The organism is Halococcoides cellulosivorans, assembly GCF_003058365.1.
Taxonomy (GTDB): domain Archaea; phylum Halobacteriota; class Halobacteria; order Halobacteriales; family Haloarculaceae; genus Halococcoides; species Halococcoides cellulosivorans.
The window spans coordinates 439,019-454,829 of sequence record NZ_CP028858.1 but is presented as its reverse complement, the minus strand read 5'-3'; the positions used below and the strand labels follow the sequence as shown (position 1 = coordinate 454,829).

At 63.0% G+C, this 15,811-nt stretch carries 11 protein-coding genes; 5 read left to right on the top strand and 6 right to left on the bottom strand.

Translation table 11 applies throughout. The annotated features are described in order from the left end of the window. The first annotated feature begins 162 nt into the window (after positions 1–162). The 3 genes from HARCEL1_RS13270 to HARCEL1_RS02155 all read left to right on the top strand — a co-directional run bounded on the left by HARCEL1_RS13270 (position 163) and on the right by HARCEL1_RS02155 (position 3,292). A complete protein-coding gene (locus HARCEL1_RS13270) occupies positions 163–1,782 on the top strand; it encodes a hypothetical protein (protein ID WP_159076980.1) in 1,620 nt (539 codons plus the stop codon). 462 nt (positions 1,783–2,244) lie between these two features. After that, a complete protein-coding gene (locus HARCEL1_RS02160) occupies positions 2,245–2,916 on the top strand; it encodes a V-type ATP synthase subunit D (RefSeq protein WP_108380966.1) in 672 nt (223 codons plus the stop codon). Beyond that, positions 2,897–3,292, top strand: a complete 396-nt coding sequence (locus tag HARCEL1_RS02155) for a DUF6276 family protein (RefSeq protein WP_108380965.1) — start codon at positions 2,897–2,899, stop codon at positions 3,290–3,292. The genes HARCEL1_RS02160 and HARCEL1_RS02155 overlap by 20 nt, the downstream gene beginning before the upstream one ends. 41 nt (positions 3,293–3,333) lie before the next feature. Here HARCEL1_RS02155 and HARCEL1_RS02150 read toward each other — a convergent pair whose 3' ends face one another. The 5 genes from HARCEL1_RS02150 to HARCEL1_RS02130 form a co-directional block, all read right to left on the bottom strand. After that, positions 3,334–7,359: a DNA-directed DNA polymerase II large subunit gene (locus HARCEL1_RS02150; RefSeq protein WP_108380964.1), complete on the bottom strand. Its 4,026-nt coding sequence runs from the start codon at positions 7,357–7,359 to the stop codon at positions 3,334–3,336. 140 nt (positions 7,360–7,499) lie between these two features. After that, positions 7,500–9,932 (bottom strand): DUF7282 domain-containing protein, encoded by a 2,433-nt coding sequence (locus HARCEL1_RS02145; RefSeq protein WP_159076979.1) that lies wholly within the window; start codon positions 9,930–9,932, stop codon positions 7,500–7,502. Between the two features lie 337 nt (positions 9,933–10,269). Next, on the bottom strand, positions 10,270–10,842 hold the full coding sequence (locus HARCEL1_RS02140; RefSeq protein ID WP_108380963.1) for a Zn-ribbon domain-containing protein: 573 nt from the start codon (positions 10,840–10,842) through the stop codon (positions 10,270–10,272). After that, positions 10,842–11,228, bottom strand: a complete 387-nt coding sequence (locus HARCEL1_RS02135) for a DUF2073 domain-containing protein (RefSeq protein ID WP_108380962.1) — start codon at positions 11,226–11,228, stop codon at positions 10,842–10,844. The genes HARCEL1_RS02140 and HARCEL1_RS02135 overlap by 1 nt, the downstream gene beginning before the upstream one ends. Continuing rightward, positions 11,225–11,866, bottom strand: a complete 642-nt coding sequence (locus HARCEL1_RS02130; protein ID WP_108380961.1) for an Era-like GTP-binding protein — start codon at positions 11,864–11,866, stop codon at positions 11,225–11,227. Before HARCEL1_RS02130 ends, HARCEL1_RS02135 begins: the two co-directional genes overlap by 4 nt. A gap of 141 nt (positions 11,867–12,007) precedes the next feature. On the opposite strand from HARCEL1_RS02130, the gene HARCEL1_RS02125 reads away from it, so the two are divergent. Continuing rightward, a complete protein-coding gene (locus tag HARCEL1_RS02125; RefSeq protein WP_108380960.1) occupies positions 12,008–13,390 on the top strand; it encodes a dihydrolipoyl dehydrogenase family protein in 1,383 nt (460 codons plus the stop codon). Positions 13,391–13,666: 276 nt separating this feature from the next. Then, the gene (locus HARCEL1_RS02120; RefSeq protein ID WP_108380959.1) at positions 13,667–14,653 is read left to right on the top strand and encodes a transcription initiation factor IIB; all 987 of its coding nucleotides are present in this window, start codon (positions 13,667–13,669) and stop codon (positions 14,651–14,653) included. On the opposite strand, the gene HARCEL1_RS02115 is transcribed toward HARCEL1_RS02120, so the two are convergent. Next, the gene (locus HARCEL1_RS02115; RefSeq protein ID WP_108380958.1) at positions 14,641–15,777 is read right to left on the bottom strand and encodes a DUF373 family protein; all 1,137 of its coding nucleotides are present in this window, start codon (positions 15,775–15,777) and stop codon (positions 14,641–14,643) included. The two genes, HARCEL1_RS02120 and HARCEL1_RS02115, sit on opposite strands and share 13 nt — an antisense overlap. Between the last annotated feature and the right edge of the window lie 34 nt (positions 15,778–15,811).

Here is a 15,811-nt window from a genome sequence, read left to right as displayed (position 1 = left end):
CGTAGGTCCACGATGAAAGCCTCCCGCTTTTTCGATCCACCGGGAATCGACGGAGTGACGTGCGGGAACTAGGTCTCCGCTTGATACATTTCTACACACAACTGAGGACGGCCCCAGACATTTTTGATGGTGGATTGTTTAATTGGTAAGAAGACTGCGAGCATGAAGCAAGAACACATCTCTGAAGAAGAATTCAATCCAGTTCATTTCTACTACAAAGAGATTCAATCGGATAATCTAAAAAGCTGGATACTCGAAAGTCCTGACCGAATTCGTAATATATATGAAGTTATCGAAGGTCTCGACCGACAGACCTCTGCTCATCCTCTTGACGAATTGGATATTGATGACAACCCACAAATGTTTGTTGACAAACTTTTAAGCTCCTATCCTGATCACGATGAAGCCTTCTGTACGTCACTGATAAATGACTTCGGAGACAGTATGAAAACCCGTGCTCGTGAACCAGGAAAGTATGCAGTCCTCATCCTCTACGACGATTCCCTAATTCTCTGCCACACAGACTCAGAAGAAATGACGATAACAAAAGACGCCGAGGTGCTTGAGCGACTGCTAGACACCGACAATGTTGACAAATACTCACGGTTCCACATAACCGGGAATGGTATTGAAGTACTGCAGTTTGAGCGAAGTTTGTCCAAATCTTTCTCCGAATTCCTTGGGCTAGATCCGAAAGAAATCGCTTACGAGGAGGCTGGCGACATAAAAATATTCACACAGATTGACGGATCAACAGCACGGTTCGAATTTGAGCAAAGCGAGTTCGAACAAAAATTCATGGCAGGAGATGATTATGAACTCTCCACGGGGATTCTCAAAACACCGAATGACCAATATCCAGTGAACCATATTAAAATGGGGCGTAGACGCTACGAAACAGTTGACGAGTTCCTTCAACAATTCTATGCCCTCTATTATGACCTCAATACGCTCAAGAATCAATATTCAACACTAGCTGGGTCTATGACCCCACTTACGACCACCGTAGTGGACCATGAGGATAAAGTGACAACTGGTGGGCCAAATGGCCCAACAAAACTAGTTAAGGGTAGTGATTCGGATTTTAAGGTAGTGTTTGCAGATAAGAATATAGACCTATCGGTAAAGTGGCGACTTCAACTCTCAAAGAATCTACGCTCGGGCGAGACTGTGCGCCTCCATCACCTGGGGAACGATTTCGTTGAGGAACCTGTGCAAGTTGGACCACTTAAAATCCACAATCCACTTGACATTGACGATGAAAAAATCAATCAACTCTACGAAATCACTCAAGAGGCTTGTACCGGCGAGCACCTCTCCAACATCATTTACTGTGTAATTTTCCACACTCTTTCCGAATGGTGTGAGAGCCCCATTTCACATTTTTTCGAACAAATAACATATTTATTTGAGGACGAACTCTCATCTGATGGAATGGTATTGCGTGATGAGGATGGCCTAATGGAATTGAAATCCCGCGATTGGCTGGCAAATATAGAAGATGATCAAGAGGCTGCCGAAAAAATATCTGAGGAAATCCAGTCGGACTCAAAGCTGGTATTGGTGGGAGTTGAAGAAGATGAGCAAAGGATTCGACCATTGAGCCGGAGTAAGTGGGATTCAGAGAGGAATATGCGGATACGAGATAACGTGCGCGGCTTGAATGGCCATCACGATTCTATTCAACTATCATCGTTGCAGATGGCCGACGGTGATTGCCTATTATTCGTGTACTCAGTTCGCGGAGACCAGTCTTTTGACCTTGACATGGCCGCCCCATAATATATTAGAGGAGAATACACGCTCGCCGAGACCCCAATAAATATATCAAATATTTATAATCCTCCAACTTGTGTTAGGCCGGACTTCGAACGGACCCGAGCGGTCGGCGAGCGAGAACCCTCAGCACGCCGAAGGCGCGCGCAGGGGGAGCGTGGCCGAGCGGAGCGAGGCCACGGAAGCGAACGGGGAGCGGGGCGAGACGTGAACGGTGCGAGACGCGAACGTAGTGAGCGTCTCGGTGTGAACGGGGAGCAAAGCGACCCGTGAACAGAGTGAGTGTCTCGATTGCGAGCGGTGAAACCGCGAGCGGAGCGACCCGTGAGCAGTTCGCAGCCGCCGAGCGCGACGGGGGCGTTCGGAAACCTACCCACTCAATGACGATGGGATCTGGTATACTCTGACGGAGCCCAATCCGTCCCAAACCCACGGAGGTTAATTACCCACCGTCCGTAGCCGCCCGCAATGGCCGAGGACGTCAAGCCCACGCGCAAAAATCTCATGGCGATCGAGGATCGCATCGAACTCTCCGAGCGTGGCCACGACACGCTGGAGAAGAAACGCGACGGCCTCATCATGGAGTTCATGGACATCCTCGATCAGGCCCAGGACGTCCGGGCCGATCTGGAGGACACCTACGACCGCGCCCAGCACCGCATCAACGAGGCGCGCGCGATGGACGGCGACATCGCCGTGCGCGGCGCGGCCGCCGCACTCAAAGAGCACCCCGAGATCTCCACGCAGTCGAAAAACATCATGGGCGTCGTCGTCCCCCAGATCGAGTCCACGAAGGTCCGCAAGACCCTCGAAGACCGAGGGTACGGCCTGCTCGGGACGAGCGCGCGCATCGACGAGACCGCCGAGGCCTACGAGGAACTGTTAGAGCAGATCATCCTCGCCGCGGAGGTCGAGACCGCGATGAAGAAACTCCTCGAAGAGATCGAGACCACCAAGCGCCGGGTGAACGCCCTGGAGTTCAAACTCCTGCCCGAACTCGAAGACAACAAAGCGTACATCGAGCAGAAACTCGAAGAGCAGGAACGCGAGGAGATCTTCCGCATGAAGAAGATCAAAGACAAGAAAGACCGCGAGGAGAAAGCCGAACGGGAGGCCAGCGATGACGTGCCCGCAGTGTGACGCCGAGACGGTCGTCGTCGGGATTCCCGACGCGTACGCCGACCACCTCCCGGAGGGCGAATCGGGCGTCGCGGTCTGTCGGCGCTGTCTGACGGTGACGCCCCAACCGGAGCGGCCCGCCACCGACGGCGACCTCCAGAGCGTCAGCGAGGCCTTCCCCGCCGACCCCGAGGCGGCGATCCCGATGGCGCTCGCGGTCGGGTTGCTCGACTCGCTGGCCCACCACCGCCGCTCGATCGAACGACTGTTCGAGGCCGTCGCGGAGGCAGGGTCCGATCCGATGCTCGCACTCGAACGCCTCGCGGACGATCGCGAGTTGGAACCGGCGGTCGATCTGGGCGCGCGCCACCGACAACTCGACCAGCTGTTGGGCTGAGGCTGCGGGTCGAACCCTCGGGATCGACACGCAACACCGCGCTACATGAAATCCGCGATGCCCGACTGTTTGTTGTGATCGTTCTCGAAGACACTCTCGATCGACCACTCCAGCACGCGCAGTCGCTGTTTGGTGTACTCGCGAGCGCCGTACTCCTCGGCGACGCGGATCGAGGTGTCGATGTACTTCGAGACCGACCCCTCGTGGACGGTGAGGTTGACGTCACCACCACACTCCCGACAGACGCCCGTCAGCGGCACGCGCCGATACTTCCGGCCGCAGTCGAGACACCGGACGTCCTGGCGCGAGAACGCCCGGAGATTGCCGTGGAGGTCCGGCAGGAAGTGTGACTCGATGATCCGCTCTGCGACGTCGGACTCCTCGACCGCGCGCAACCGCCGCCCCAGTTCCAGTTGGGCGTCCATCTTGTCTTCCATCGACCCGAGCGTCTTGTACGCGGAGAGATCGGGCCCGGCAGCGATGTCGCGGGTGTCGTGCGTGAATTCGAAGTCCGCCGCGCGATCGGTGCCCAGGCGGTCCTCCGCGATCGTCATGATGTCCTCGACGTCGGCGGGATCGGCCATCTCGCGGGTGGCCTCGTAGAACTCCAGGGGGTAGCGATCCATCACGTCGACGTTGTGGGCCTCGTCGTCGATCTCGGTCGGATCGATCCGCGAGGACATCACCAGGGGCGCGTCCATCCTGCCGCCCCGCTGGTCCGGCAAGAACTGTCGACTGAAGTTCAAGAGGCCGTCCATCAGCAGCATGACACAGTCCTCGTCGCCGTCGCACTGTCCGACGTGAAGGCCATTGGCAACCATTCGGTGGGTGTCCGCGACGGTCAGTGAGTAGGTCGCCTCGACGTCGCTCGCGACGATGGACGTTTCGGTCACACGGGTGGTCGGAACCGAACCACCGTCGGGGACCGGCCTGTCCTCGGCCGCTGACACGGAGTCGGCCACCGCGACGTCGGGACCGACCGCGAGCGGCACGCGATCGCCGGCCCGGAGTTCGTGGGCAGCGACGCGGTCGAAATCGCCGTCCGCCACGCGAACCATCGCGTGGTCGGGCGTGACCGTCAGCGATCGGCCCGCGGCCGTCTCGACGGTCACGAGATGGTCCGGTGCGGGATGTTTCGCCACGGCCGTCACCGGTCGCGTCGTCGGCGTTCCGTCGTCCGCGAGACTCGGAACAGACAGGTCGCCGTCGAGATCTGTTACTTTCGCACCGAAGTCGTCCGTCCTGGGATCATCGAGTCGCGATTCGACGACGCGACTGATCGATCGGTGCACCGTCTCGCCGCCCTCACAGATCGTGACCGTCGTCTCCGGGTGGAAGCAGTTCCGCCGTTTCGCGGCGTGAAAGTACGGATGCGCGTACCCGACCGCCGCCGAGGTGAAGCCGATCACCCGCCCGACGACCGCCGCGGAGGTGTGCGGGGCCATCCCGAAGACCAACTCCCCGACGAGATCCGCCCGCTCGGAAAACTCGTAGTACGGGTCCATCTCGTAGTACTGCTCTAAGAGGTCGTCGACGAACGCCGCGGTCTGGAGGAGGTGGTCGGCCGCCCCGTCCGAGAGGACGATGTCCTGGGTGCGCAGTTCGATCAACTGGTCGTCGTGACGCAGCGGGTCGCCGTGAATGTCGGTCTCGTAGCCCAGCGCGCGAACCTGCTGGACGTCGACGTCGAGTTCCGAGGGCCGGACGGCCGTCACCGGCAGGTCGGTCATGTCGTAGCGGATCGTCCCGTCTTTGAACGCGCTGACGTCGTGTTTGGCCCGGAGAATGCCCTTCTCTAAGGGTTCGGGCGTCTTCGTCGCAGAGGACAGCCCCTTGACGCCCTTCAGAATGTCGAACGCCGTCTCGCGCTCTCCGACACGGTCGAGCGCCTCGTGATACCGGTCGTGGACCGACAGCGTCGTCAGTTGGGTCGGTTCGGCCTCCATCTCGCAGCGATCGCACGTCGCCCGCCCGGCCTCGTCTGGCTCGATCGACCGCTCGCAGTCCGGACAGCGATAGTCGACCGTCGTTCGATCACCACAGTCGGGGCAACGCGCCCTGGTCGTCTCGGTGCCACACGATCCACAGACGCGCCGGGCGAGTTCCAGCGAGACTCGACCCTGGCCCTCCGGCCGGTCCGCACCGGCGGCGTCGGTCACGTTCCGCTGGTTCCCGCCGGCCTCACCGATCGGAAACAGCGTGTGGACCGCCGGCGAGAGTTCGCGCTCTTCGGATTTCTCGGGGCGGCCCATCCGTGCGCCGATGCGTGTCGGCGCGCGCTCGCGGACGGGGAACGGCGCGACGGCCTCGACCGCGCGGATCGCGTTCTCGCCGTCGTCGTAGGTCCGGGCCGCGTCCGGAAGCTCCGCGACCGTCCAGTCGCGAGTCAGCGCATCGTCGAATCCGAGCGTGCGGACGAAGGGTCGCCACGTGTCGACGGTCACCCGATCGTCGTGCTGGTCGTGCTCGATCAGCAAGACCTCCAAAATCTCGGCAGCGTCGCGATCGAGGACGAGACGGCCCTCCTCGTCGATATCGCCCGCCTCGATCGCCCTGGCCAGTCGTTCGAGTCTGTCGACCCCGAGGTCGTGATAGCAGTAGGTGTACTGAGGATGCAACGGCGTGCCGGTCGACTCGGCCCACTCGATGGCCGTCTCGGGCGCGGGATCAGCGAGGTCGACCGACGGATCGTCCGCCACGGCATCGGGGTCGCCACCGCCGGCGGCGAACTCCTCGCGCCACCACTCGACGGTGTAGCCCGCGGGCGCGAGCGGGTGGTTGTTCTCGACGAACTCGCCGTAGTTGACCAGATACTCGCCCAGATCCAGGATGGCCTCGACGCCGTTGCGCACCTCGCGGGCCCGGTCGGCGTCGTCGATCCGCCGGACCGACCCGTTCGCCAGGCGGACGGTCGGGCCCTCGATCGTATCGACCGGAACGACGCCGGCGGCCTTGCCCGGGCGTTCGGTCTTGATCTGCGTGCCCGCCGCGAGGAAGTCCTCGACGAGCACCATCGTCGCGGGGTGGACCGCCGCCGTCGCGAAGCCGTGATTCCGGGCGCGCCCGTAGCGCAGGCGAAAGCCGCCAGGACTGGAGGGGTGGCCGAACACCGGTCGCCCGGCGATCAGATCGCGAAGGTACTTCTTCGAGGGCTCGGGCCGCGGTGGCCCCGTGTCGACGTCGCCATCGTCCGCGTTCGATTCGCCGTCGCTTTCCTCGCCGTCGTCGCTCCCGTCGTGAAAGCTCCCGTCGATCAGATCCTGGAGCCACGGCCAGTCGACCTCGTCGAGCTCACGGGTGTACCGCTGGATCTTCGGCGCTTTCAGCGCGATCCCCTCCGCGAAGACCAGACACATCCCCCCGCGAGAGGCGTTGGTGTCCACGCGTTCGAGGTCGCGATACCCCGAGACTTCCTCGTCGCCGGTGGCCTCGCCGGTGAGCATGATCGGGAGGTGCTCGGCAATGAACTCGCTCTCGGCGTCTTTCGGACTGTACTGCAGGCCCGTCTCGTCGTCGTACAGGCCCACCTCCTCGACGTAGCGCTGCACCTCGTCGTCACGGGGCTTGTACCGGTCGATATCGAGCAGCGTCCGGGCGTAGTCCGCGACCAGCACGGAGAGAGCCTGGGCAGTGCCGCCCGCCGAGCGGATCGGGCCGGCGTACGCGACGCTGACGAACTCCGTCCCGTCGTCGTTCGTCTGGATCTCGACGCGATCGATCCCCTCGATCGGCGCGGCGACGACGCCCTCGGTCAACAGCGCGACCGCGGTGCGGACCGCACCCTCGATTTTCGCCGTCCGCGAGTCGAACGATCCGACCGTGCCGTCGACGAAATCGCCCACCAGTTCCAGTGCGGCCTCTTCGCGGGAGTAGTCGTCTTCGAGGTCGCGGACGCGTTCCGCGACGCCCTCGATACCGAGAATACTCTCGACGCGGTCGGCCATGTCGCGCGCGGTCGGAATCTCCACCTCGGGTTTCGGGTCCGCGCCGCGCTCGCGGGCGCGTTCCGCGACGGCTCTAGCGTCGTCGAGTTCGGATTCGAGCCGTTCGAAGTACGCCTCGTCCATCTATGCGCGTCGGACGGCGGCGCGATTCGACTGGCGATTACTCATTGGCCATCCCAGGGCCACACCGAGTATAAGGATTGCCACCCAGCCACGGCTGGCCGGGTGAAAAACGGAAAGAAAGTAGTTAGCGAGCGGTGCGATTAGTCCCAGCGACGAACAGCGACGAGCGCGGAGGCGACCAGCGCGACGAGTGCGAGGACGGCGGTGAAGCCAGGTCCTTCCTCGGTGGTGGTCTCCTCGGCCATCTCGGTCGTCTCCTCGTCCATCTCGGTCGTCTCTTCTTCAGTCTGCGTCTCGGTCGGCTCTTCCTCTGCGGCGCTGACCGAAGCGGATGCGCTCACGGCGGAGCCGTCAGCGTTCTTGTAGGAGGCGTCGCCGTCGTACTGTTCGTTACCGTTAGCGTCCAGGTGCGCGACGGCGTAGACTTCGTCGCCGTCACTGACACCGGAGACGCCGATCTCGACGTCGGTGCTCTCACCGGGTTCGAGGTACTCGGAGACGCCAGCGAACGAGCCGGTGGCGCTACCAGAGTGGACGACCACGAAGCCACCCTCCGACAGCGAGACGCTGTCGACGGTGACGGTACTCGTGGTCGCGTCACCGATCGAGAGCGACGCGGTCGGCTTGCCGATCGTGGCGTCGTAGTCGGCGTCGATGCCAGCAGGCTCGGAGACCGAGACCGTGTAGCCCTGCCCGTCGTTACCTTCGGAGAAGTCGGCCTGACCGGACCAGGTTCCGTCGGCCGCGACGGTCGCGGTGAACTCGGTCAGGAACGCCGACGCAGAGTCGGATTCGAGGTCGGACTCGATCGAGAGCGTCAGTTCCGTCCCGGGCGCGAGGTTGGTTTCACCGGAGATGGTCTGGTTGGTTTCCGGCGAGACGTCGTTCTGGTCGAACTCGACGTCCACGGACTCCATTTCGAAGACTTTGTCGACGGTCGCGTCGTCCTCGTCGGACGTCGCGAGGGTCGTGCCGGTGTCACCAGCGTTGACGGTGAACGTCGGGAGGCGCTGGTCACCGTCTGCGACACCGTCGAAGTTGTCGGTGTCCATCAGAACGAACAGCTGTCCGTCCTCCTGGTTCGTGATGACAGTCATCGCCCCAGCGTTGGCCGACAGGTCGACACTGGAGTCTTCCTCGTACGCGTTACCGCCAGGCACTTCGACGGTGAAGTTCAGGCTGCTAACGTTCTCGTCGAGCGAAACGAGTTTCTCGACGTTGTTGCTGCCGGGCTGAGCTTCGAGCGCACCGAAGATACCGGTGGCTTCGAGTTCGGCGACCGCGTAGTCGCCCTCAGCGATGTACTGGCTCTGGGTGAGGCTGTCGTCGGAGACGGCGTCCGTGACGTCCTCGAGCTCAGTGATTTCGGCGTCAGCGGGAGCGGTCCACATGGACATGTTGCCCGTGCTGCGCTCGTAGACACGCATGACGGTTCGGGCCGTGTCACCGCCGATCTCGTAGTTGTTCGTGTCGAAGCTGCTGCCCGCACGAACGTCGTGGCTCTTCGCGCCGCCACCGACTCGAACGGGGGTGTCGATGTCCGTGCTGTTGTACCAGACGTTCTCGACGGAGTCGTCGTCGTCAGCCGTCCAGAACTTGTCGTCCATGCTCGCGTCGTGGTCGAGCATGTTGTACGTGTTGGCTTCGAGGGTGACCTCACCGTCGTCACTCCCGTCGTTGACTTCCACGATCGTGCGGAAGCCAGCGCCGTCCATCGTACCGATCGCGACGTACGCGGTGTCGGTCGATTCGAGTTCGACCGGGATCGACGCGACGTCACCGCGGTCGACGTCGGACGTTTCCGGCAGGTCGACACTCACGTCAGAGGATTCCTCGACGGTGATCGAGGCCTCACCGGACGCGGACGTGTCAGTCACTTCGACCGTGAACGTGTAGTCACCGACATCGATATCGGTGAAGTCAGCGTTGATGTCGTCGCTCTGGCCCAGACCTTCGACGGTCACGGTGTCGTCGTTCTCGACGACGTTGTTACCGTTGCCCGCGAAGATGTCAGCGAGTTCCCCCGACGTTGCGTTGTCCGAGGAGATCTCGACATCGAAGCCGTCGCGGTTGGTCGTGTAGCTGATCGTGGTGCTGTCGCCTTTCTCGACGGTCGTGTCGTCCGCGGACGCCGAGAAAGTCTGGGTGACGACGCGGAACTCTTCGGCCGTGACGTCAGCCGACCCACTAGCGACGTTCGTGACGGCACCGTTGCCGAACGTGACAGCGTCATCAGTCGACGTCGTGATGACGAACTTGTCACCGTCGTAGTCGGCGAGTGTCGTCGAGTCAATCAGTCCCGTCCCGTTCGCGTCAAGCGGAACCTCAGTCACGAACGTACCGAGACCGTCTGTTCCCTCAGATACGTACAGACCCCACGACGCATCCGCGTACGTGGTGTCATTAGCGTCGATATAGAGCTGTTGTCCGACCCAGTGCCGTGCGTTCGACGTGACGTTCTTGTCAGCGTCGTCGATCTTGTCTTGCGTTGCCGTTCCCACAGAGGCCCCTGCGGCCGAGCCCGTGAGAGCCATGCCCATCGCGAACACTGAAAGCACCATCAGTGCCGCCATGAACACACCGTTGAATTTTTCGCGTTTTGATGTCATGGTTTGTGATTCGCGCCGGCGTTGGCCCCGGCCCACTGCGGGCCGAGGGGTACCGGCGGTACACCCTGATGTCCTTCCCCCTGTGGTATATGTTTTGTGGGTTTGGGCGCAGGTTGTCACAAGTTTCAGAGAGCTTTCCTCGATGACTCAATCACTGTGTTCGGGCTCTCCAAGAGCGGAGGAAACGTCTGACGCTATTGGAAGGCTGCAGGTACCAGAAAACATATACCCACGGCCGAATCGAGCGGGTGTCGTTCAGTACAAAAAGCCCGTGTGCCGACTGCACGTCCGCGTCGCAGGCTCACCGGCGGGATTCCGGCATCTGGATGTGATACCGGCCTTCCTCACCGAGTCTGACGATGTACTCGTCACGGTTGAACAGCTCCACGAGGTTGAGTTCGTACTGCCCGCGATCGATCACGCGAATGGACTCGAACTGGTCGGTCAGCGCCTCGCGGACGGTCTCGCGGTCCGGACTCGCGGTCGGTTCGTCGCTCGACTCGTAAGCGGGCGGATCTGCGAGTTCGGCGCGCGCCTGGGCCTGGGCAGCGTTCTCGCGTTCGGTCGCGGACTCCTCGTGTTCGGGCGTGGGCTCGGGCTCGCGGGCTCCCGCGCCCGCGGAAGATGTCGAGGCTGGCTGTGAGGGTGACGCAGTCGCGCCTGTCGACGCAGTCGCTTGCTCGTCAGTCCCGTCCCCGCCCGCGTCGCCCGTTGGGGCCTCGTCGGACGACTCGATGCCCGCGGTCGCGACCGGGCCGTCCGTGCCCTCGGGGTCGTACTGAAACGTCGAGCCCCCACAGTCGGGACAGCCGGTGAGCATCTCGCTGGACCCGTCGGCAAACGAGCGCCCACAGGCGGTACAGAGGTGTGGCATTATTTCCGGGAGACCAGGGCGCTGATGAGCGTCTCGTCTTTGTGGAGCGTCTCGATCTGGTTGGCGGGCCCGATCACGGTGAGCTTCGAGGTCGATTCCCGGCCCATCAGGCGATCGAGGAAGCTCCGATCGCGGGTCTCCGAGCGCGGGTACGTCTCGATTTCGAGACCTGTGAACTCGTCGGGGGTGATCTCGGTCATCGTCACCTCGATCAGACGGGACTCCTCCTCGGGGCTCAGTCCCGATTCGAGGATGACGATCTTGCCGTCACGGACCCCGTCGAGGATCGTCCGGATCTTCTCCATCGTGGTCAGCCCGGCCATGCGGTCGGCACTCACCAGGTCGATACGGACGCCGTCGGATCGTTCGGTGGCTTCCGGGGTCATCCGAAGTACTCCGCGATCTGATCGTACACTTCGTCCATGTTGTCGCCCTCCAGCGCCGACAACGGGACGGTCTCGTGCTGGGGGAAGGCGTTGCGAATCCGCCCGACGTTGGCGTGTTCGAGGTCGATCTTGTTCGCGAAGATCAACACGGGCAGGTCCTGGCTCTCGATGATGCCGACGAGCATCGTGTTCACCTGCGTAAAGGGGTCCTCCGTGGCGTCGAGCACGTAGATCACGCCGTCGACGTCCTCGCGCAGCCAGTGCATCGCCTCGGCGACGCCCTCGGTGGCCTCCCGGGAGCGCTCGACCGCGGCGTCTTCTTCCATATCGTGTTCGAGGAAGTCGGTGTAATCCACCTTTGTCGTCACGCCTGGCGTGTCGACGATGTCGATCTCGACGGTCCCGCCGTCGCGTTCGATCTCGACGTTCTCCTTGCGGTGGGCCCGGCGGGTCTCGTGAGGAATGTGACTCTCCGGCCCGACCGCTTCGCCCGTCCAGTCCCGGGCGATCCGGTTGGCCAGCGTCGTCTTCCCGGCGTTTGGCGGGCCATAGATGCCGATACGTTTGGGGTCGTCGGCCGCGAACAGCGTCGAGGCCGCCCTCGATATGCTGTCGCGCAGTTCTGTGAGCAGTCCCATGGGTATCTGCCCGCGCGTACGGGTCTCTCCTCGGAAAACGACCACGAAGGCACTTAACTCCCCGTCAGACACGCGTCGCGCGTGTGACGTCACGATCCGGATCCGCACAACCGTTATGCCCGTGGCCATCGGTGAGCGAATATGACCGACCACGTCGCCGTGATCGGCGCGTACGGCAGCGCTGGCTCCGATGTCGCGAGCGAACTGGCCGACGAAGACGTCGAGTTGACACTGATCGACGACGGCGACCCCGGCGGTGGCTTGTGCATTCTCCGCGGGTGTATGCCCTCGAAAGAAGTGATCTCGGCGGCCGAACACCGATTCGCGGCGCGTCACGACGACCGTCTCGGCGGGCCAGTCCCCGAGATCGACCTGGAGCGTGTCGTCGAGCGCAAAGACGAGCACACCCTCTCGTGGGCGGGCCACCGTCGCGACGCGGTCGACGCGCTGGCCGACCGGGAGAACGTGACCCTCCTGCGCGAGTCCGCCCGGTTCGTCGACGATCGCATCCTCGAAGTGGGCGACCGGCAAATCGACCCCGACTACGTCGTGATCGCGACGGGATCGGTGGTCAACGTCCCACCGATCGACGGCATCGATCGTATCGACCCGAAGACCAGCGCCGACGTCCTCGACGCGACCGACCTCCCGGATTCGGTGCTCGCACTTGGTCTGGGGTACATCGGCCTGGAACTCGTCCCCTACCTCCACGAGGCGGGCGTCGACGTCACGGCCGTCGAGATGCTCCCCGACCTCCTCCCGCGGGCCGACGACCCGTTCGGGACGGACCTCCACGACTACTACCGGTCGGCGTACGACATCGACATCCACATGGACGCGACCGTCGAGTCGGTCGCCCCCGACGGCGACGGTGTCATCGCCAATCTCGCGGACGGATCGACACTGGACGCCGACGACCTCTACCTGTTCACCGGGCGTCGCCCCGCGGTCGACCGACTGAATCTCGACGCGACGGCGATCGATCCCGGCGAGGGCTGGGTCGCATCGACGATGCAGACCGCCGCCGACGAGCGCGTCTTCGTCGCTGGCGACGCCGACGGCCGGCGGCCCTTGCTCCACGTCGCCAAAGAAGAGGCCGCGGTCGTTGCCGAGAACGTTCGCCGCCACACTGCGGGGCGGCCGCTGCGCGAGCACGACTCGATCACTCACGAGGTCATGTTCTCCGGACTCGGCGTCATGCCGTACGCCCGGGTCGGCCACACGGCGGCCTCCGCGAACGAAGCGGGCCACGAGTTCGTCGTCGTCGACCGCGAGGCCTCCGACGACGGTGTGTTCAAGGCCAAAGCCGTCCCGGACGGTCGGGCCCGCCTCGTCGCCGCGACCGACGGCACCGTCCTTGGCTGGCAGGGCCTACACTACCACGCCGACGTGATGGCCAAGACCATGCAGATCGTCGTCGAGACCGGCCTCGACGTCCGTGAGATTCCCGATCGGGCGTACCATCCCACGACGCCGGAACTGCTCGACGGCCTGATCAGCGACGCCGTCGACCGCATCGACTGATCGAATTCTAGTTTTCGATAGCCATAGTTCCAGAGTGTCCGACGACCACGGGCGGGTTGGCGAGAGGACGCCGTAATCGGCGGTTAAACTCCCGTTAGAGAGATCGTAACGGAAACGTCACGAAGAAGTCAACTGGTAACCGCGACTTTCGCCACGGTGTTCTCAAAATCAATTTCCGAAATGAGGTGCCAGCACTCAAGTACCTTTCGCACGTAACGTCTTTAACAGTGGTCTTCCCGGCGATCCGACCCCCCGCCTCCACCCCCTCCCTCCACCATGTCCGATACACGAACACGCGTCAACGACAACGAGACCGAAACGACGAGCGAACGTCGAGAAACGGCCGAACACTCGGAGACGACCGAACAGCAGTGCCCCGAGTGTGACGGCCGTCTCGCTTCCGTCTCCGAGCGCGGCGAGACCGTCTGTGAGGACTGTGGCCTGGTCGTCGAAAGCGACGAGATCGACCACGGCCCGGAGTGGCGTGCGTTCGACGCCAAAGAGAAAGACGAGAAGTCCCGCGTGGGCGCGCCCACGACGAAGATGATGCACGACAAGGGGCTCTCGACGAATATCGGCTGGCAGGACAAAGACGCCTACGGCCGGCAGTTGAGTTCGAATCAGCGCGAGAAGATGCAGCGGTTGCGGACCTGGAACGAGCGCTTTCGCACCCGCGACAGTAAGGAGCGCAATCTCAAACAGGCCCTCGGTGAGATCGACCGGATGGCGTCGGCACTCGGCCTCCCCGACAACGTCCGCGAGACCGCGAGCGTGATCTACCGGCGGAGTCTCGAAGAGGACCTCCTCCCGGGACGCTCGATCGAGGGCGTCGCGACCTCGGCGCTCTATGCCGCCGCGCGCCAGGCCGGCGTCCCCCGCAGTCTCGACGAGATCTCGAACGTCTCCCGGGTCGAGAAGATGGAGCTTACCCGAACCTACCGGTATATCGTCCGGGAACTCGAACTCGAAGTCCAGCCCGCCGACCCCGAGAGCTACGTGCCTCGATTCACCTCGGAGTTGAACCTCACCGAGGCCTCCGAGCGGAAGGCCCGTGAGTTGCTGAACGCCGCCCGCGAGGACGGCCTCCACTCCGGGAAGTCCCCGGTCGGGTTGGCCGCCGCTGCGATCTACGCCGCCGCCCTGCTCACCAACGAGCGGGTCACCCAGACCGAGGTCTCCGAGGTCGCGAACGTCTCGGAGGTCACGATTCGGAATCGGTACAAGGAACTGCTCGAAGCTGACGATCTGAATCAGCTCGTCTGATCCGAACTGGCGGGCTCTATTTCTCCGGTGACGTAACTGCCGACGCGCACGCCGATCAGACTCACGACGATTCCTGCGATGAGAAACAGTGCCAGCCGGATCCGCGGGACCAGCGTGAGCGTCTCCGCACCGACGCCGCCGACGACGATCCAGGGCACGTCGAGTGAGCCCAAAATTCCCGCGCGTTCGAGGAAGTACGCCGCGACCCCACGGAGGACGACGCCCACCGCGACCGCGACGAAAGGGAGATTGACCAGCGCAGCGCCGACGCCGTCGCCCTGGATCGCCTCGTCGGAGAGTCGACCCACCGCCGCGACGAGCACGGCGGCCCCGGCCCAGGGGACGGCCCGGTAGACGAACTGCATCGCGAGGATGACCGCGCGATCGGTCGGCGTGACCGAGACCTCCAGGAGGCCGACGAACACCGCGATCAGTGCCAACCCGCCGGCGACGACGTACGTGACCAGCGCGACCTGACCGGCGTACAGCGCCTCGCGGAACGCCGTCGACGCGCGTGTCACCTGATCTTCGAGGTTCAGGCCCTTGTACAGCAGGAAGGCCCCAACCACGCCTGCGATCGCCCCGAGCGCGGTGGTCATGTCCTCGAACAACACCATCAACACCGGGAACACGACCATCGCAGCCCCGATCGGCACGAGAACGGTCCGTCGAAGCTCTTCGTCTGCGAGAAACTGTTTGAGCAGGTAATAGGTCGACTCGATGTCTCGGGCCTGGCGAACGACCACCCGGTCGACGGCGTCGATCGGGAGGCGGCTCTCGACGATGGGCACCAGTCGTTCGTCCTGGGCGCTGTCGACCACGACGATCGCCGACTCGGGGTCGTACGCCTCGACGAGCGCGTCCATCTGCCGGGCGACCGCGCGGTCGGTGCCGACCTGATCGTCCGCGCCAGAGAGGACGGCGACCAGCGGGTTGCCCCCGTCGGCGGCGGTCTCGTCGGCCACGCGCAACGCTTCCAGCAGGCAGTTGACACGGCTGTCCTCGGGGTCGAGAAGGCCCGCTTCGAGCAGCAGTGACTCGACCGCCGACCGACCGATGACCGGCGAGTCGCGACTGGTCGTCAGCGCCCCCGTTCGATCGATACAGACGACCAGCGTGCTCACAGGTTCAGTCAGTGCGGCGACGATAAAAATCCTC

Coding starts and splice junctions, on each gene's coding strand:
- HARCEL1_RS02155 (WP_108380965.1), top strand. CDS start 2,897: ATGACGTGCCCGCAGTGTGACGCCGAGACGGTCGTCGTCGGGATTCCC.
- HARCEL1_RS02125 (WP_108380960.1), top strand. CDS start 12,008: ATGACCGACCACGTCGCCGTGATCGGCGCGTACGGCAGCGCTGGCTCC.
- HARCEL1_RS13270 (WP_159076980.1), top strand. CDS start 163: ATGAAGCAAGAACACATCTCTGAAGAAGAATTCAATCCAGTTCATTTC.
- HARCEL1_RS02160 (WP_108380966.1), top strand. CDS start 2,245: ATGGCCGAGGACGTCAAGCCCACGCGCAAAAATCTCATGGCGATCGAG.
- HARCEL1_RS02150 (WP_108380964.1), bottom strand. CDS start 7,359: ATGGACGAGGCGTACTTCGAACGGCTCGAATCCGAACTCGACGACGCT.
- HARCEL1_RS02140 (WP_108380963.1), bottom strand. CDS start 10,842: ATGCCACACCTCTGTACCGCCTGTGGGCGCTCGTTTGCCGACGGGTCC.
- HARCEL1_RS02120 (WP_108380959.1), top strand. CDS start 13,667: ATGTCCGATACACGAACACGCGTCAACGACAACGAGACCGAAACGACG.
- HARCEL1_RS02145 (WP_159076979.1), bottom strand. CDS start 9,932: ATGGCGGCACTGATGGTGCTTTCAGTGTTCGCGATGGGCATGGCTCTC.
- HARCEL1_RS02130 (WP_108380961.1), bottom strand. CDS start 11,866: ATGGGACTGCTCACAGAACTGCGCGACAGCATATCGAGGGCGGCCTCG.
- HARCEL1_RS02135 (WP_108380962.1), bottom strand. CDS start 11,228: ATGACCCCGGAAGCCACCGAACGATCCGACGGCGTCCGTATCGACCTG.